Source organism: Tenacibaculum aestuarii (genome assembly GCF_964510395.1).
GTDB classification, from domain to species: Bacteria; Bacteroidota; Bacteroidia; order Flavobacteriales; family Flavobacteriaceae; genus Polaribacter; species Polaribacter aestuarii.
Map to the genome: position 1 here is coordinate 1,046,732 of NZ_CAZEFY010000003.1, position 17,409 is coordinate 1,064,140.

The following is a 17,409-nucleotide window of genomic DNA, read 5'->3' on the forward strand; positions in this document are numbered from 1 at the left end:
TTAACTATAAAAAGCCCAATAAAATTATTGGGCTTTTTTTTATTTTATATTTTTACCACGTTAAAAACCCTATAATTATGAAAAAAAGTCTTTTATTAATTTTAAGTGTAATTACATTTACTTTGAAAATTAATGCTCAAAATGGTCCAGAAGGAATTTTATTTGCTGATTCAGAAGATACAAATCGCCTAACCAATGCCTATATGGCTCCTGCTATGAAGGGTTTAATATATGGCATGAACAACGGTTGGTACCATACTGCCAAAGTGCATAAAAAATTTGGTTTTGACATCTCAATTGGTTTTAATGGCTCAATGGTTCCTTCAAAGGATGAAATGTTTTCTTTATCAAATTTAAAATCAATTAACCAACCTACAGGAAACATAACTTCTGCCACTGTGGCTGGTTCTGAAAATGATGGCAGTTTAGCTACAGTTACTTTTCAAGAAAATGGAATCACTTATACTGGTACTTTTGAAATGCCTGGAGGTATCAAAGAAGATTTACCTTTAAATGCTGTTCCCGCTCCTGCTATTCAAGCGAGTATGGGATTACCTTTTAAAACCGATGTTATTTTACGATTTGTTCCTAAGGTAGGAAGCGATGACGTAAAAGGAGGTTTGTTTGGTATTGGATTAAAAAAGGAAATTACCGACTGGTTTGGTCCTTTAGATAAAACACCTTTGCATGTTTCTTTATTAGCTACCTATACAAACATGGGAGTTGATTACACTATTACAGATGAAGACCCAGATGATAATATTGACATACAAAATGGTAAGGTTAACTTTGATTTAAACTCTTATACTGTACAGGCAATTGCTTCTTTAAATTTCCCTGTAATTAATGTGTATGGAGGTGTTGGATATACAGGAGGTTCATCTTCTTTAGATATGTCAGGAACATATACACTTTCTTATAACGGTTCTCTAAACCAGAGAACTTTGAGCGATCCCTTAAACTTAGATTCTAATGCCAGCGGTTTTAAAGCTACAGTTGGTACTCGTTTAAGCGTAGGTTTCTTTAAACTATTCGTAGATTACACACTTCAAGAATACAATGCTTTTAATGCTGGTATTGCTTTTAGCTTTAGATAATTCTACAAAAAATAAACATTACTAAAAACCCGTTGAAATATCAACGGGTTTTTCTTTTATATCCATAGCCAAATACCTATTTTTGTGCATCTTGTGCGTAATACGCACTTATAAACATATTAATTACAAAAAATACATATAAAATGAAAGTTACAGTTGTAGGAGCAGGTGCTGTAGGTGCAAGTTGTGCTGAGTACATTGCTATTAAAAATTTCGCTTCTGAAGTTGTTTTAGTAGATATTAAAGAAGGTTTTGCTGAAGGTAAAGCAATGGATTTAATGCAAACTGCTTCTTTAAATGGTTTTGATACTAAAATTACAGGTACTACTGGAGATTATAGCAAAACTGCTGGGTCTGATATTTGTGTAATTACTTCAGGTATTGCACGTAAACCAGGAATGTCTCGTGATGAGTTATTAGGAATCAATGCTGGTATCGTAAAAACAGTAGCTGCTAGTTTAGTAGAGCAATCTCCTAACACTATCATCATCGTTGTATCTAATCCAATGGATACTATGACTTATTTAGTACACAAAGCAACTGGATTACCTAAAAACAGAATTATCGGTATGGGTGGTGCTTTAGATTCTGCTCGTTTCAAATATCGTTTAGCAGAAGCTTTAGAAGCTCCTATTTCTGATGTTGACGGAATGGTTATCGGTGGTCACTCAGACAAAGGAATGGTTCCTTTAACTCGTTTAGCTACTCGTAACTCTGTTCCTGTATCTGAATTCTTATCAGAAGAAAGATTAGAGCAAGTAAAACAAGATACTAAAGTTGGTGGTGCTACTTTAACAGGTTTATTAGGTACTTCTGCTTGGTATGCTCCTGGTGCGGCTGTATCTGGAATGGTACAAGCAATTGCTTGTGATACAAAAAAGATTTTCCCTTGTTCAGCTTTATTAGAAGGTGAGTACGGTTTATCTGGTTTATGTATTGGTGTACCAGCTGTATTAGGTAAAAACGGAATTGAAAAAATCGTTGAAATTAACTTAAGTACTGAAGAAAAAGAAGCTTTAACTTCTTCAGCTGAAGCGGTTAAAAACAACAATGCTGCTTTAAATTTCTAAGAAATTAAGAGCACATAATTTCAAAAGTCCTGAGCAATTGTTTGTTCGGGATTTTTTTTATAAAAAAATGTTAAAGTTATTGCGCTAATGTAAGATTTTCAGAATCTAAACGTCTTTATAGTAGAGAAACATTAGTAGTGTTTCTTTTCATAGTTTTTCATAGCAATTTTCCCACTTCATCCTCTTGAAGTGGGTTTGTTTTTTTTATTCTATACCGCTTGCTGAACTACTTCAAACAACTCTCCGCCTTCACACTTAATCACTTTCTGTTTAAACTTTACAATTAATTGATAATCGTGAGTTGCCATCAGAATCGTTTTTCCACTTTGATGAATCTCGTTCAACAGCTCCATCACCTCTAATGAAGTTTTCGGATCTAAGTTTCCAGTAGGCTCATCTGCTAATATTAATTCAGGATCATTTAATAAAGCTCTTGCTATTGCTACACGTTGTTGTTCTCCACCTGAAAGCTCGAAGGTTTGTTTGTAGTATTTTTCCTTCATTCCTACTTTGTCTAGGACCTCATTAATTTTGTTTTTCATCTCGGTTTTATCTTTCCAACCTGTAGCTTTTAAAACAAACTCTAAGTTTTCAAAAACACTTCTGTCATTCAATAATTTAAAATCTTGGAAAACGATTCCTAGTTTTCTTCTTAAAAACGGAATGTCTTTTTCCTTTATCTTCTTTAAGTCAAAATCAACAATATTACCTAAACCACGTTGCAAACGTAAATCTCCGTACAAGGTTTTTAACAAACTACTTTTACCACTTCCTGTTTTTCCAATTAAGTAATAGAAATCACCTTTATTCAACGTAAAATTTACTTTTGACAGCACTAAATTGTCTTGTTGATAAATATCAGCATTTTCAAGGTGTAAAACAGGATTTTCCATGGAGTATATGTTTTTTACAAATCTAAAATTTTATAACGTAATTCTGTAACATTTCTTACTTTTGATAAAATGTCTCCCAACAAAAATAAAAAACTAACGTTATAGTTTCTAGATAACTAAAAAATATGAGAGTTAATTGTTTCAAAAAAAGCTGCTTTTTATTTCTTTTTTTAACCTTTACAACGATAATAACGGCACAAGAATCGGCTATAAATAGTCATTCAAATGCCGATTTTCATAAAGCAATGCGTTTGTATAATAATAAAGCATACGCTGCATCTCAAGAAATTTTCCGAAAGATTTCGCACAATTCAGAAGAACATCATAACTTAAAGGCAGATGCTGATTATTATGATGCTATGTGTGCCATAAAGCTACAGCAAGATGATGCCGATAATAGAGTTATTCAATTCGTTGAAAACTATCCTTACAATAACAAAAAAGAAAAAGCGTACTTAAATGTAGGCAACTATTATTTTGCTAACAGAAAGGCAGCGCATTCTTTAAAATGGTATCAAAAAGTAAATGAAAAGTTACTGAGTCCAGAAGAAAGAGACGAGTTAAACTATAAAATGGGATATGCACTTTTAGTTTCTAATTATTTAAAGGATGCTAAATCTCGTTTTCAAACGTTATTAGGGAATCCTATTTATGGTAATGACGCTCGTTATTACTACGGTTTTATTGCTTACAAACAAGAAAACTTTGGAGAAGCTGAAGACAATTTAAGTCAGTTAGCCAACGACGCTACCTACCAAGCTAAAGCAAATTATTACATTTTAGATATTAGTTTTAAAGCTGGAAGATTTGATAAATCAATTCAAATTGGAGAAAAACTATTAGAAACTACTCAAGATAAAAAAGAGGTTTCTGAAATTTCTAAAATAGTAGGTGAAAGTTATTTCAACCTTAAAAAATATGATAAAGCAATTCCGTACTTAACAGAATACAAAGGTAAAAATGGTCGTTGGACGAATACAGACTATTATTACTTAGGATATGCTTATTATCAACAAAAAGATTATGAAACTGCTATTAGTAACTTCAACAAAATTATTGGAGGAAACAACAAAGTAGCACAAAATGCTTACTATCATTTAGCTGAATGTTATTTAGAGTTAGATAAAAAACTAGAAGCTTTAAATGCGTTTAAAAATGCTAGTGAAATGGATTTTGACGCTAAAATCACGGAAAGCGCTTCGTTAAACTATGCTAAATTGAGTTATGAAGAAGGTAATCCATACGAAAGTGTTCCTGATGTTTTAAAAGGATTTTTAACTAAATATCCTACTTCACCCAATACAGCTGAAATTAGTAATTTATTAGTTACTTCATACTTACACCAACAAGACTATCAAGGTGCTTTAGACTTTTTAAGCACTTCTGAAACTCCTGAAAGTAAAAGTATTATTAATGAAGTATCGTTATACAGAGGTATTCAGTTATTTAATGAAAATAAAATTGCCGAGGCTAAATCGTATTTTACTAGTGCGACACAATCAGAAAACCCAACTGTAAGTAACAAAGGTGCTTATTGGTTAGCTGAAACCGAATACTCTTTAGGAAATTATCAAAAAGCTTTAGACAGCTTCCTTTCTGTTACCAATAAAGACATAGAAGAAGCTAAAATGCTTAACTACCAAATTGGATACACGAACTTCAAGTTAAAAAGTTATCCGAATGCAGCGAAATACTTTCAGCAATTCCTAGATCAAAATATAGATGATAACGATTTGAATGATGATGCTTCTAACCGTTTAGGAGATTCATTTTATGCTTCAAAAAGTTATTCAAATGCTATAAAAGCGTACAACAAAGTAATTCAAGAAGGTGGTGTTGGTTCCGATTATGCACAATATCAAACAGCAATGAGTAATGGTTTCTTAGGTAAAAACGATGTTAAAATTCAAGATCTAGAAACACTGATTAATGAGTATAGCGAATCTCAGCTTAAAGATGATGCTTTGTTCCAATTAGCTACTACATATACTACTACAAACAATACCTCAAAAGCTCAAAAAACCTATGAGCGTTTATTAGCGAATTATCCTACAAGTAATTACGTTCCTAATGTATTATTACGTCAAGGTCTGTTATACTACGGTAGTAATAACAACAGAAAAGCTATTGAAAAATATAAAGAAGTAGTTGCAAAACATCCAACCTCTAACGAAGCAAGACAAGCGGTTACGAACATTAAAAATGTATATATCGATTTAGGAAAAGTTGATGAATATGCTGCTTGGGTTAAAAACATACCTTTTGCTAATGTTACCAACGCCGAATTAGATAATGCTACTTACCAATCTGCTGAGAACAAATTCTTAGAAAACAACAATCCAAAAGCTATTGAAGGATTCAACAAGTATTTACAATCATTCCCTAACGGAATAAATGTATTAAAAGCTCACTTTTATTTAGCGCAAGCTTATAACAACACTAAGCAATTTGATAAAGCAATTCCTCATTACTCTTATGTTTCAAAACAAAATAAGAATGAATTTACAGAGGAATCATTAACAAAACTTGCTAATATCTATTTAGAAAAACAAGATTGGAATAATGGTATTTTAGTACTTCAACAATTAGAGAAAGATGCGAACTATCCGCAAAACATCATTTTTGCCCAAAGTAATTTAATGAAAGGATATTACAACAAAAATGATTATGCTAACGCAATCGTCTATGCTGAAAAAGTATTAACTATAGGTAAGGTTGACACTAATATTGCTGAAGACGCAAAAATAATTTTAGCTCGCTCTTCTTTTAAAAAGAATGACTTTTTAACTGCCGAAGAATACTTTAATGAAGCTAGTAAAAAAGCTACAGGTGAGCTAAAAGCTGAGTGTTTATATTACAACGCCTTCTTTTTACACGAAAACAAAGAATACGAAGCTTCTACCAAAGCTGTTCAAGACTTAATTGCTAATTATTCTTCTTACAAATATTGGGGAGTAAAAAGCTATATAATCATGGCGAAAAATTATTACGCTTTGAAAGATGCGTACCAAGCAACTTACATCTTAGAGAATATTATTAAAAATTTTACTCAGTATAAAGATGTAATTGAAGAAGCTAAAAATGAACTTCGTACCATTAAAAACAAAGAAGCCAAAACAAACGAATCAGTAACTACCCAAAACTAAAATTTGTTAATAACAAACGAAAGTTAAATGATTAGATCGATGAAAAAGCACCTAAGTTTACTTGCTTTATTTGTGATAGCCTATGCAAATGCACAAGAAAAAAATACCACTAACAAAGCAAAAGACACTATTATAAAAACAGAAGTTGTAAACGTAGTAACTTCGTATGTTCCTAAAATTACCGATGCCTTTAAAATAAAGCAAAAACCAGTAATTGAACACACTAAAGAAACTCAAAAAAAAGCGTTAGAGTATCAAATATTTTCAGTTCCTGTGGCCTCTACTTTTATTCCTAAAAGTGGTACCATGAAAAAAGTAGACTTAGGAAAAAGAGAAAAGTTATATGATAACTACGTGTCTGTTGGATTTGGAAACGTATTGTCTCCTTTCTTAGAAGCCTATATGAGACGTAGCCAAAGTTACAACAGTGAATTAGGAGCTCATGTAAAATTTCTACTATCCTCTGATCCAGTTGCAGATACTGAGCTAAGTAGTACTTTTTTCAACATCGATTTAAACTTAAATTACACACAACAAGAACGCTATTTTCAATGGTCTGCAGGTTTAGATGCTGAAAAAGACAAATATAACTGGTATGGTTTACCAACCAATATTACGTTTACCGAGTTTGCCTTAAGTACTATTGAAGAATCACAAAGCTATAATCACTTTAAAATCTTCGGGCAAATAAAGCCAGATGATTCTTATTTAGATGAAGCTAACGGAGCTATTTCTTATTTTTCTGATTCTTTTGAAAGCTCTGAATTTTTGATAGATGGAAATGCTCAATTTCGTTTTCCTTTAGATAATTTTCATCGTCAATTAAATGACTTATATGTAAACACTACTGTTAGTTATTTAGGAGGAAGTTACGCTTATGCTTACGATGCTGTTACTGCTATCGATTATAGTTTTATTACTTTAGGAGTACATCCAACATATAAGTTTAACCTACAAGATTTGGCCATTAAACTAGGTGCAAAAAGTTACTTTTCTATGGATACGGAAAATAGTGAATCTAACTTTTTCATTTATCCTGATGTCGAAATCTCATATCCTATCGTAAAAGATTTTGCAAATGTATTTGTTGGCGCATCAGGTGATTTAACCACGAACATGTTCCAATCTTACACAGATGACAACCCTCACGTATCTCCTACCCTTGATATGCGTCAAACAAACAAAAAATTTGATGCTTTTGGAGGAATTAGAGGAAAGTTAAATCATCAATTTAGCTATAACACAAAAGTCAGTTATGCTGATATTGAAAATAATCCGTTTTTTGCTTTGAATCAATCAAAGTCTGATGGCGACAACATTGCTGGAACTAACGGATTTACTTTCTACGGATATGAATATGGAAACTCTTTTAAAGTAGTTTATGACGATATTAAACTGTTATCTTTCTTTGGTGAAATCGCTTTTGATGGTATAAAAAACCTTACTATTGGAGCTAATGCACAGTTTAATAAATTCACGTTAACCAACGAAACTGAAACTTGGAACACTCCTAAAATAAAAGGAGAGATTTTCGGAACTTATAAGACCGATAAATGGTATGCAGGCGCAAACCTATACTTTGTAGGAAACAGAAAAGGTCGTGTGTATGATGCTTTACCTACCGATACTTTTACATCAACAGATTTAAAAAGCTATTTTGATGTAAACTTTAACGGAGGATATCATTTTGACGATTCATTTTCTGTGTTTTTAAACCTTAACAACGTACTAAATAACAGTTATCAACGATTTAATAATTTTAACGTACAAGGTTTTCAAGCAATGGGAGGATTAACCTGGAAGTTTGATACACTATTTTAAAAAGTGAAGCTTTTAGTACATTTAATACTTTTTATAGTACTAACCATCCTTACGCAAATTGGTGGTTTTGTTTATCTTTTAGTTATACTCATTGCTAAACTAAAAAGACTCCCTATTTTAGGTAGTTTTCTTTTGTTTTGTTCAATTTATTTAATCACTATTTTCACAATAGTTCCTTGGGCTTCTTCAAAGGTATTTGGAAGGGTTAAAATTGAAAACAATCAATTGGTTAGTTATCATAATGTACTAACTTTTCTATGTAATAGAAACTATGTAAAACCAGAATTAAACGATGCGCTTAAAGAGATTGGATATCAACTCAATAAAAAACACCCAAATACTAAAGTTATTTATTTAGATGCTAACTTCCCTTTTTTTGATGGTTTCCCACTTTTCCCTCACTTAAGTCACAATGATGGAAAAAAAGTTGATATTTCTTTTATTTATAAAGATTCTTCTGGAAAAGTAACAAACAGTAAGCCTTCCAATAGTGGTTATGGTATTTTTGAAAACCCAACACAAAACGAAACAAATACCACAGCTATTTGTAAAGAAAAAGAATACTGGCAGTACGATTATCCCAAATACCTAACACTAGGAACTAACAATAAAAACCTCACTTTTTCTAATAAGGTAAATAAAGATTTCTTAGAAATAATTACCAACCTACAACGAACTCAAAAAGTGTTTATTGAACCACATCTTAAAACACGTTTGCACCTAAAAAGCTCTAAAATTAGATTTCAAGGATGTAAAGCGGTGAGACACGACGATCATATTCATCTTCAAATCAACTAAGTTTTATTCTTTTTTGTGTAGATTTATCTCCCTAATTTACACTATAATATGAAAAAACTAACCTTTCTACTTACAGCAAGTATCTTCTGCTTTGCTTGTAAAACAGAACAAAAACAAGACTCACAAACTACAACCTATAGTGAAACAGCTTACAAACAAGACTCTGTTCAAATAAAACAATTATTTAGTTCTGCATTAACTGAAGGAAAATCATACGAGTGGTTACGTGACCTAACTCAAAATATCGGAAGCCGTTTATCAGGATCTGAAGGAGCAGCTAAATCTGTGATTTGGGGAGAAAAATTGATGAAAGAAGTTGGTTTAGATTCTGTTTGGTTACAGCCTATTATGGTGCCACATTGGATACGCGGAGAAAAAGAAGTAGCTAATTATGAATTTAACGGAGAAAAAGTCAATGTTCCTATTTGTGCTTTAGGGGGTTCTATTGCAACTCCAACTAACGGAATTACCGCAGAAGTCATAGAAGTTAAAAACATTGACGAAGCCAAAAATTTAGGAAATAAAGCTAAAGATAAAATCGTATTCTTTAACGGTGCCTTTGACAACACACTCATCAATACCTTTCAAGCTTATGGAGGTTGCGTAGGTCAACGCTATGGAGGAGCTTCTATAGTTGGAAAATTTGGAGCAAAAGCAGTGATTGTTCGTTCTATGACCAACGGAATTGACGATTATCCGCATACAGGTTCTATGGGGTATGGTGATATTCCGAAGGAACAATATATTCCTGCTGCAGCTATTAGTTCTCGTGCTGCTGAAAACTTAAGCAAGCATTTAAAAGAAAACCCGAACTTACAATTTTACTTTAAACAAAATTGTGAGAATCTTCCAGACGCTCCTTCTCACAATGTTGTAGGAGAAATTAAAGGAAGCGAATATCCTGATAAAATTATGGTTGTTGGCGGACATTTAGATTCTTGGGATTTAGGGGAAGGCGCACACGATGACGGAACCGGAATTGTACAATCGTTAGAAGTTGCTTATTTATTCAAAAAGAACAACATCAAACCTAAAAACACCATCCGAATTGTCTTTTTCATGAATGAAGAAAACGGTTTACGTGGCGCTACTGAATATGCTCGTTTAGCAAAGGAAAATAACGAATTACACATTGGTGCTTTAGAATCTGATGCAGGTGGACACACCCCTAGAGGTTTTTCTATTGATGCGAATAAAAGAAACTTACAACTTGTACAAAGCTGGAAAAAACTGTTAGCTCCTTACGGTTTACATGATATTATTGCTGGAGGCGGTGGTGCAGATATTGGCCCTTTAAAAGATGATCATGTTACCTTGGTAGGTTATCGACCAGATTCGCAACGCTATTTCGATTATCATCATGCGGCTACAGACACATTTGATAAAGTAAACAAACGTGAACTTGAGTTAGGAAGTGCTTCTATGGCTAGTATTGTATATTTAATGGATAAATATTTATACAACGAAGAAGCTTTAAAACCTTAAATAATGGATACTCTTATCATAGCATTAAGAATTATTTTCGGAATATTTTTCGCCTTTGCAGGTATTATGCATATTGTAAAACCTAAGATTTTCAATCGCTTTATTCCTAATTTCCTTCCTAAATTAATTATAAACTATATAGCTGGTTTATTAGAGTTGGCTATTGGTATCGGATTACTAATTAATCAAACTACCAAACAAGCAGCCTTAGCAATGTTTGTATTAATGTTGCTTTTTTTGCCTATTCATATTTGGGATGTTTTTAGAGAAAAACCAGCTATTGGGTCTAAAAAAATTGCTATTATAAGAGTTCCTCTTCAGCTTTTGTTATTATATATCGCCTATTTAATTTACACACACTAATGAAAAAAGTATTATTTCCACTACTAACATTTAGCCTACTATTTTCTTGTAAACCAAAAGAAAAAGTAGACACGTTAGTCATCAACGCAAATGCTTATACCGTAAATACCGCTTTTGATAAAGCGGAAAGCTTTGCTATAAAAGACGGAAAGTTTATAGCCATAGGAAACAATAAAGATATTCAAGAAAAATACACTTCTTTAAACATTGTTGATGCAAATAATAGTGCTATTTATCCAGGTTTTATTGATGCACATTGTCATTTTTACGGATTAGGTTTACAGCAGCAAAAAGTAGACTTGGTAGGAACAGAAAGTTACGACGAAGTACTACAACGTTTAATAAATTTTCAAAAAAAGAAAAACACAACTTATATCACAGGTCGTGGTTGGGATCAAAACGATTGGGAAGTAAAAGAATTTCCTACCAAAGAAAAATTGGATAGTATATTTCCAAACACGCCTGTAGCCATTCGCAGAATTGATGGTCATGCAATGTTAGTAAATCAAGCTGCTATTGATTTAGCTGGAATTACTACCGATTCTAAAGTAGATGGTGGAGAGTTTATAAAAAAAGACGGTAAACTAACTGGGGTGCTTATTGATAATGCTATGAACTTTGTTAACAACCCAAAACCATCAAAAAAGGAGCAAATTCAAGCTTTAAAAGATGCTGAAAAATTATGTTTTGATTTAGGATTAACCACCGTTGACGATGCTGGTTTAGATAAAGAAGTTATTGAGTTAATTGATAGTTTACAAAAATCGGGGGATTTAAAAATGCGTATATACGCTATGATTTCAAACAATCAAAAAAACCTTGATTACTACCTCAACAAAGGCATCATTAAAACTGATAGATTAAACGTTCGTTCAGTAAAAGTTTATTCTGACGGCGCTCTAGGTTCTCGAGGTGCTGCTCTAAAGGATGAATATTCTGATAAAAAAGGACATTTTGGTGCTTTGGTAAATTCCTATGAGAACTTACAAAAAGTAGCGAAGAGAATTTCTGCTTCCGATTATCAAATGAACACCCATGCTATTGGTGATTCCGCTAATTACATAATGTTAAAAACCTACAACGAAGTATTAAAAAATAAAACAGACAGACGTTGGCGTATTGAACACGCTCAAATTGTAGATCTGAATGACTTCAATTTATTTAAAAATGTTCTTCCTTCTATTCAACCTACGCATGCAACTTCTGATATGTATTGGGCAGAAGACCGTGTTGGCTCAGAAAGAATAAAAGGAGCTTACGCTTTTAACGACTTATTAAAAGAATACGGAAAAGTTGCTTTAGGAACCGATTTTCCTATTGAACATGTTAGTCCATTATATACATTTTACGCAGCAACCATCAGAAAAGATTTAAAAGGATATCCCGAAAGTGGTTACCAAATGGAAAATGCTTTATCTAGAGAAAATGCCTTAAAAGGAATGACTATTTGGAATGCCTATGCTAATTTTGAGGAAAACGAAAAGGGAAGCATCGAAGTTGGTAAAGTAGCCGATTTTATCCTTCTTGATAAGGATATAATGACTATTGACGGAAAAGAAATTCCGAATACAAAAGTAATAGCAACCTATGTAAATGGAGAAAAAGTGAATTAAAAATGCATCTTTATTTTCTTGATATAGTCTGATATATAAAATCAATATATCATGACAAGACTACAACGAAAGCAAGAATTTTATAATCAATTAATCTTAGCTAAAAAGGCACTTAAAAGCAATCGCTTCCGAGTTTCTTTTTATCATTTAGAAAATGCTCATATATTGGGACAAAAACATGTATATAGGCATACTTTATCTCATTATTGGATGTTGATTTACGGAATAAAAACAAACAGTATCAAAGAAATTATTGGGCAGTTCTTTCGAATTATTGCTTCAATTTTATTTACCATAATTTGGGTTCCAGTAGGAAACACAGGAGGTTCAAATATTTCAGCAATTAAACCTATTCCTGTTAGAAAAGAGCTTCAAAAATATTTTTCATAATCATGCATCTTTTTGCGCTGTTTTCAGTCTACTATATGAACTTAAAACATAAATCATGAAAAATAACAATCAATGTACCTGTAATTGTGAGGGATGCAAAACGGGTGACTGTTCAAATTGTACATGTGAAAACTGTACCTGCAGCAATTGCAACTGTTAATTAAATCAACTTTTTAATATTTTGTCATTCTGAATAAAATGACAACAACAACTATCATTTTACACAGAGTGACTTTTTTCGTAAATTTATATAATGACTACACAACAAGTTTGGACAAAATATGCTGATGATATAAAACGCTTTATTTTAAGTAAAGTGAAAGATACTACTGTGACCGATGATCTCTTACAAGAAACCTTTGTAAAAGTTCATACCAAACTTCATACTCTTAAAGATATTACCAAACTAAAACCTTGGATTTTCTCTATTGCTCGTAATACGATGATGGATTACTTTAAAAGTACCAATCAAACAGTTGATTTTGAAAATTTTGAAGCGCAAACAGATGCAAAAGAGCTTGAACATACCGAAAAAGATTGTCTCCGTGCAATCATACAAGATTTACCAAAAAAATATAGAGATCCATTATTTTTATCAGACATCAAAGGTTTAAAACAGCAAGAAGTTGCTGATACTTTAAAACAAAATTTACCTACTACGAAATCTCAAATTCAACGTGCTCGTAAATTGATTGCTCAAGGTTTTATGGATTGTTGTGGATTTTCACTTAACGAAGAAGGGAAATTGGTGGGAGAAATTCAAGATAAAGAAGATTGTAAAGTTTGTAAGTAAGTTATATATTCAACCTTTGTTCTAACTTATTTTTTTAACTATGATCTCGTTCTTTATTAACTTTTATCGTTTTTGCAAACTAGTTTTTATAGGGATCAAAAAAGACACAGAGTTTAGATACTTATTCTTTTTTCTCTCTTTGCTATTAACAAGTTCCACTATATTCTATCACAGAATTGAGCATTGGGAGATTATAGACTCTTTATACTTTTCTGTAATGACTATGGCTACGGTAGGTTACGGAGATTTTGTGCCCACACATAACATTAGTAAAATATTTACGATTATTTACACTTTTCTATCTATTGGAACTTTTGTTGCCTTTACCGCTAAAATTGTGCAGTTTACATTACAAAAAGACAATCAAAAAACACATTTGAATAAACTAACATCCAAGTTTAAAAATAAGAATCTGTAATTTTTAAAACTTTCGTAATTTTGTGTAAATTCAACACTAAATGAAGATATCACAAAATATAAAAATTGCTGTAGATGCTGTTGTTTTTGGTTACCAACAAAAAGAACTTTCTGTCTTATTAATAAAAAGAGGGATTGAACCTTTTAAAGGAGCTTGGGCATTACCTGGTGGATTGGTTTTAGAAAACGAATCACTAGAACATGCAGTTGAAAGAGAATTATTAGAAGAAACAGGAGTTACTATTGATTATCTTGAACAATTGTACACATTCGGAACTCCCAAAAGAGACCCGAGAAACAGAGTTATTTCTGTTACCTATTTTGGTTTGGTAAGTCCCAATCATTTTAAAATTAGTGCTGATACTGATGCCGCTGAAGTACAATGGTTTCCGATTCACAAACTTCCAAAATTAGCATTCGATCATAATCTTATTTTAACCACTGCTTTAAAAAGACTACAAAGTAAGATAAACTACCAACCAATTGGATTCGAACTACTTAATCAAGAATTCCCTTTTTCAGACTTAGAAAACTTATATCAAACAATCCTTAATCAAAAAATCGATAGACGTAATTTCAGAAAGAAAATTATGAGCTTTGGAATACTTACCGAAACCAACAAAATACACCAGACTTCTAGTGGTAGACCTGCAAAACTTTTTAAGTTTAATGCTAAAAAGTATAAAGAACTAGAAAAGAAAGGATTCCACTTCGAAATTAAGTTTGCGTAAAAAAAAACACTAAAACATTTTTTATTTTAAAAAACCGCATTATATTTGTGTAAAAATTACGCAATATGGTTTTAAACCTAGATAAAGACTTTACTCCCTACGGATTAGAAAACAATATAGGCTATAATTTCTTTACTTTTTCAGGAGGGGAACAGCATATTAAAATCATTTCTGAACTTGAAAATGTGCCAGAAGTTACCATTACACATCGCATTCAGTCTTTTAATGATGTCGGTACGCTTTTATTAGCTACTAATGCATTAAAAAATATGGGAATTAAAAAGTTACACGTTGTCCTTCCCTATTTTCCAGCCGCTCGTCAAGATAGATTGATGGTATCAGGTGAACCTCTTTCAATAAAAGTATATGCTGATATTATAAATTCACAGAAGTACGAATCTATAACTATTTTCGATCCACATTCGGAAGTTACTCCTGCCCTATTAAACAATTGTAAAGTTATTGATAATCACAAATTCATAGAACAAGTAACACAACAGCTATCGGGTGATTTGATATTAATTTCTCCTGATGGTGGTGCTTTAAAAAAGATATATAAAGTTGCTGCTTATCTTCAAAACTATGAAGTTGTTGAATGCTCTAAAAGCCGAAACGTAAAAACTGGTCAGCTAACAGGTTTTAAAGTATATGCTAATGATTTACAAGGTAGAGATTGTTTAATTGTGGATGATATTTGTGATGGTGGAGGTACCTTTTTAGGACTAGCTAAAGAGCTAAAAGCTAAAAATGCAGGAAACTTGTACTTAGCAGTAAGTCACGGAATATTTAGTAAAGGTTTTGGTGAGCTTGAAAAACATTTCACTAAAATTTTCACAACAGATAGTTTTAAAACTATTGAAAACAAAAATTGCATACAAATAAAAATAAATATTTAAAAGTTATGAATCCATTACTATATACAGACGGTTATAAAGTAGACCACAGAAGACAATACCCTGACAACACTACTTTAGTATATTCAAACTGGACACCAAGAAAAAGTAGAATTCAAGGAGTTGAAAAAGTAGTTTTTTTCGGACTACAATACTTCATCAAAAAATATATCATTGAAGAATTTCAAACTAACTTCTTTAACAAACTAAAAGAAGAAATTTGCAAACAATACAGTAGAAGAATCAATAATTATTTGGGTGAAAACTCGGTAGGTATTGAACATATTGCAGCATTACACGATTTAGGATACATTCCTATGACTTTTAAAGCATTGCCTGAAGGTGTTGAAGTTCCAATTAGAGTACCAATGTTTACCATGTATAATACTTTACCAGAATTCTTTTGGCTAACCAACTATTTTGAAACCTTATTATCTACTACAGTTTGGTTACCATGTAATTCTGCAACCATCGCAAAACAATACAGAAAAATATTAGATAAATATGCGCAAGAAACCTCATCTGTTCCTGAAATGGTAGATTGGCAAGGACACGACTTTTCTATGAGAGGAATGGCTGGTTTAGAAGCTGCAGAAATGAGTGCTGCTGGTCACCTATTAAGTTTTACTGGTACAGACACAATTCCTGCTGTAGACTTTTTAGAAAAATATTACAATGCAAATTCTGACAACGAATTAATTGGCGGTTCTGTTGCGGCAACTGAACACTCTGTAATGTGTATGGGAACCAATAGTGGTGAAGAAGAGACTTTTAAGAGATTAATTACTGAAGTATATCCAAACGGTATCGTTTCTATTGTTTCTGATACTTGGGATTTATGGAAAGTACTTACCGAATATTTACCAAACTTAAAAGAAGAGGTCTTAGCCAGAGACGGTAAAGTAGTGATTAGACCTGACAGCGGTGATCCTGTGGATATTATTTGTGGAAACCCTAACGGTAAGACAGAAGTAGAACAAAAAGGAGTTATACAACTGCTTTGGGAAGTTTTTGGAGGAACAACTAACGAAAAAGGCTATAAAGAATTAGACAGTCATATTGGAGCTATTTATGGCGATAGCATTACCCTTGAAAGAGCCACACAAATTTGTGAACGTTTGAAACAAAAAGGATTTGCTTCTACCAACGTAGTCTTAGGAATTGGTTCTTTTACCTATCAATACAACACCAGAGATACCTTTGGATTTGCCATGAAAGCTACTTACGGAGAAGTAGATGGGGAAGGAAGAGAAATTTTTAAAGATCCTATTACCGATGATGGAACCAAAAAATCTGCCAAAGGATTATTAAAAATTACTTTAGAAGACGGAGAATACAACTTACATGATCAAGTAAGTTGGGCTGAAGAACAAGAAGGTGAGCTAAAAGAAGTCTTTAGAGACGGAAAGTTATTGATAGATGACAAACTTAGTGAAATAAGACTTCGCGTAAAAAACAGTGTGTTAGAACTTTCTGAGTAATACATAAAAGCAGGATATAACTCCTGTTTTTTTATTTAAAACTCACCAATAACACTAAAAATCAACCCCTTACAAAACACTCAATTTGCTTAACTCTTGATTTTTTCATATATTAAAAGGAATCAAAAATTAAAATTATGACAGATCAAGAACAAAAAAGACTCGATACGATGAACGCCGTTTTGATAAAAATGGAAGACATTAAAAACACACAAAAAAGTTTAATCGAAAAAATCGGTGTGGTAGAAGTTCAATTATTTGACATCCAATCTAAAGATCTTGATAAGGAACTAGAAAAAGTTATGGTAAGAGCTTCTGATACCTTAACTATTATAAAACAAGCCTCTGAAGCTTTTGAAATGAAACGAAACCGTTTAGAAAACGAAGCATAAAAAAATCCGCTATATAGCGGATTTTT

The 17,409-nt window shown here is 32.2% G+C and carries 16 protein-coding genes; 15 read left to right on the forward strand and 1 reads right to left on the reverse strand.

Annotation, left to right across the window (positions count from 1 at the left end; translation table 11 throughout):
* Positions 1-77 precede the first annotated feature (77 nt).
* Both ACKTSU_RS11065 and mdh read left to right on the forward strand, forming a co-directional pair.
* Complete coding sequence (locus ACKTSU_RS11065; RefSeq protein ID WP_408036444.1) at positions 78-1,097, forward strand: DUF6588 family protein; 1,020 nt, start codon at positions 78-80, stop codon at positions 1,095-1,097.
* A gap of 143 nt (positions 1,098-1,240) precedes the next feature.
* Positions 1,241-2,167, forward strand: coding sequence for a malate dehydrogenase (gene mdh / locus ACKTSU_RS11070; RefSeq protein WP_408036445.1), 927 nt, complete (start codon positions 1,241-1,243; stop codon positions 2,165-2,167).
* Between the two features lie 209 nt (positions 2,168-2,376).
* Here the strand turns inward: mdh and ACKTSU_RS11075 are convergent, their stop codons facing one another.
* The gene (locus tag ACKTSU_RS11075) at positions 2,377-3,060 is read right to left on the reverse strand and encodes a cell division ATP-binding protein FtsE (protein ID WP_298998546.1); all 684 of its coding nucleotides are present in this window, start codon (positions 3,058-3,060) and stop codon (positions 2,377-2,379) included.
* 125 nt (positions 3,061-3,185) lie between these two features.
* On the opposite strand from ACKTSU_RS11075, the gene ACKTSU_RS11080 reads away from it, so the two are divergent.
* The 13 genes from ACKTSU_RS11080 (at position 3,186) to ACKTSU_RS11140 (ending at position 17,383) form a co-directional block, all read left to right on the forward strand.
* On the forward strand, positions 3,186-6,206 hold the full coding sequence (locus tag ACKTSU_RS11080; protein ID WP_408036446.1) for a tetratricopeptide repeat protein: 3,021 nt from the start codon (positions 3,186-3,188) through the stop codon (positions 6,204-6,206).
* Between the two features lie 39 nt (positions 6,207-6,245).
* Positions 6,246-8,027 (forward strand): TonB-dependent receptor, encoded by a 1,782-nt coding sequence (locus ACKTSU_RS11085; RefSeq protein ID WP_408036447.1) that lies wholly within the window; start codon positions 6,246-6,248, stop codon positions 8,025-8,027.
* A gap of 3 nt (positions 8,028-8,030) precedes the next feature.
* A complete protein-coding gene (locus tag ACKTSU_RS11090; protein WP_408036448.1) occupies positions 8,031-8,825 on the forward strand; it encodes a hypothetical protein in 795 nt (264 codons plus the stop codon).
* Positions 8,826-8,873: 48 nt separating this feature from the next.
* Positions 8,874-10,310 carry a M20/M25/M40 family metallo-hydrolase gene (locus tag ACKTSU_RS11095; RefSeq protein WP_408036449.1) on the forward strand — a complete coding sequence of 479 codons (1,437 nt, stop codon included), beginning with the start codon at positions 8,874-8,876 and terminating at the stop codon, positions 10,308-10,310.
* Between the two features lie 3 nt (positions 10,311-10,313).
* Positions 10,314-10,673, forward strand: coding sequence for a DoxX family protein (locus ACKTSU_RS11100; RefSeq protein WP_408036450.1), 360 nt, complete (start codon positions 10,314-10,316; stop codon positions 10,671-10,673).
* A complete protein-coding gene (locus ACKTSU_RS11105) occupies positions 10,673-12,286 on the forward strand; it encodes an amidohydrolase (protein ID WP_408036451.1) in 1,614 nt (537 codons plus the stop codon). Before ACKTSU_RS11100 ends, ACKTSU_RS11105 begins: the two co-directional genes overlap by 1 nt.
* A gap of 51 nt (positions 12,287-12,337) precedes the next feature.
* A complete protein-coding gene (locus tag ACKTSU_RS11110) occupies positions 12,338-12,676 on the forward strand; it encodes a DUF3703 domain-containing protein (RefSeq protein ID WP_408036452.1) in 339 nt (112 codons plus the stop codon).
* A gap of 253 nt (positions 12,677-12,929) precedes the next feature.
* A complete protein-coding gene (locus ACKTSU_RS11115; RefSeq protein ID WP_408036453.1) occupies positions 12,930-13,469 on the forward strand; it encodes a sigma-70 family RNA polymerase sigma factor in 540 nt (179 codons plus the stop codon).
* A 40-nt stretch (positions 13,470-13,509) separates the two neighbouring features.
* Positions 13,510-13,887, forward strand: coding sequence for a potassium channel family protein (locus ACKTSU_RS11120; RefSeq protein WP_408036454.1), 378 nt, complete (start codon positions 13,510-13,512; stop codon positions 13,885-13,887).
* A gap of 40 nt (positions 13,888-13,927) precedes the next feature.
* The gene (locus ACKTSU_RS11125) at positions 13,928-14,617 is read left to right on the forward strand and encodes an NUDIX hydrolase (RefSeq protein ID WP_408036455.1); all 690 of its coding nucleotides are present in this window, start codon (positions 13,928-13,930) and stop codon (positions 14,615-14,617) included.
* Between the two features lie 65 nt (positions 14,618-14,682).
* A complete protein-coding gene (gene prs, locus ACKTSU_RS11130; protein ID WP_408036456.1) occupies positions 14,683-15,513 on the forward strand; it encodes a ribose-phosphate diphosphokinase in 831 nt (276 codons plus the stop codon).
* Positions 15,514-15,518: 5 nt separating this feature from the next.
* On the forward strand, positions 15,519-16,991 hold the full coding sequence (locus ACKTSU_RS11135) for a nicotinate phosphoribosyltransferase (protein WP_408036457.1): 1,473 nt from the start codon (positions 15,519-15,521) through the stop codon (positions 16,989-16,991).
* A gap of 137 nt (positions 16,992-17,128) precedes the next feature.
* Positions 17,129-17,383 carry a hypothetical protein gene (locus ACKTSU_RS11140; RefSeq protein ID WP_274634808.1) on the forward strand — a complete coding sequence of 85 codons (255 nt, stop codon included), beginning with the start codon at positions 17,129-17,131 and terminating at the stop codon, positions 17,381-17,383.
* Positions 17,384-17,409 lie beyond the last annotated feature (26 nt).

Excerpts from the sequence above, each read along its gene's own strand:
- ACKTSU_RS11065 (WP_408036444.1), top strand. The coding sequence starts at position 78 with ATGAAAAAAAGTCTTTTATTAATTTTAAGTGTAATTACATTTACTTTG.
- mdh (WP_408036445.1), top strand. The coding sequence starts at position 1,241 with ATGAAAGTTACAGTTGTAGGAGCAGGTGCTGTAGGTGCAAGTTGTGCT.
- ACKTSU_RS11075 (WP_298998546.1), bottom strand. The coding sequence starts at position 3,060 with ATGGAAAATCCTGTTTTACACCTTGAAAATGCTGATATTTATCAACAA.
- ACKTSU_RS11080 (WP_408036446.1), top strand. The coding sequence starts at position 3,186 with ATGAGAGTTAATTGTTTCAAAAAAAGCTGCTTTTTATTTCTTTTTTTA.
- ACKTSU_RS11085 (WP_408036447.1), top strand. The coding sequence starts at position 6,246 with ATGAAAAAGCACCTAAGTTTACTTGCTTTATTTGTGATAGCCTATGCA.
- ACKTSU_RS11095 (WP_408036449.1), top strand. The coding sequence starts at position 8,874 with ATGAAAAAACTAACCTTTCTACTTACAGCAAGTATCTTCTGCTTTGCT.
- ACKTSU_RS11100 (WP_408036450.1), top strand. The coding sequence starts at position 10,314 with ATGGATACTCTTATCATAGCATTAAGAATTATTTTCGGAATATTTTTC.
- ACKTSU_RS11105 (WP_408036451.1), top strand. The coding sequence starts at position 10,673 with ATGAAAAAAGTATTATTTCCACTACTAACATTTAGCCTACTATTTTCT.
- ACKTSU_RS11110 (WP_408036452.1), top strand. The coding sequence starts at position 12,338 with ATGACAAGACTACAACGAAAGCAAGAATTTTATAATCAATTAATCTTA.
- ACKTSU_RS11115 (WP_408036453.1), top strand. The coding sequence starts at position 12,930 with ATGACTACACAACAAGTTTGGACAAAATATGCTGATGATATAAAACGC.
- ACKTSU_RS11120 (WP_408036454.1), top strand. The coding sequence starts at position 13,510 with ATGATCTCGTTCTTTATTAACTTTTATCGTTTTTGCAAACTAGTTTTT.
- ACKTSU_RS11125 (WP_408036455.1), top strand. The coding sequence starts at position 13,928 with ATGAAGATATCACAAAATATAAAAATTGCTGTAGATGCTGTTGTTTTT.
- prs (WP_408036456.1), top strand. The coding sequence starts at position 14,683 with ATGGTTTTAAACCTAGATAAAGACTTTACTCCCTACGGATTAGAAAAC.
- ACKTSU_RS11135 (WP_408036457.1), top strand. The coding sequence starts at position 15,519 with ATGAATCCATTACTATATACAGACGGTTATAAAGTAGACCACAGAAGA.
- ACKTSU_RS11140 (WP_274634808.1), top strand. The coding sequence starts at position 17,129 with ATGACAGATCAAGAACAAAAAAGACTCGATACGATGAACGCCGTTTTG.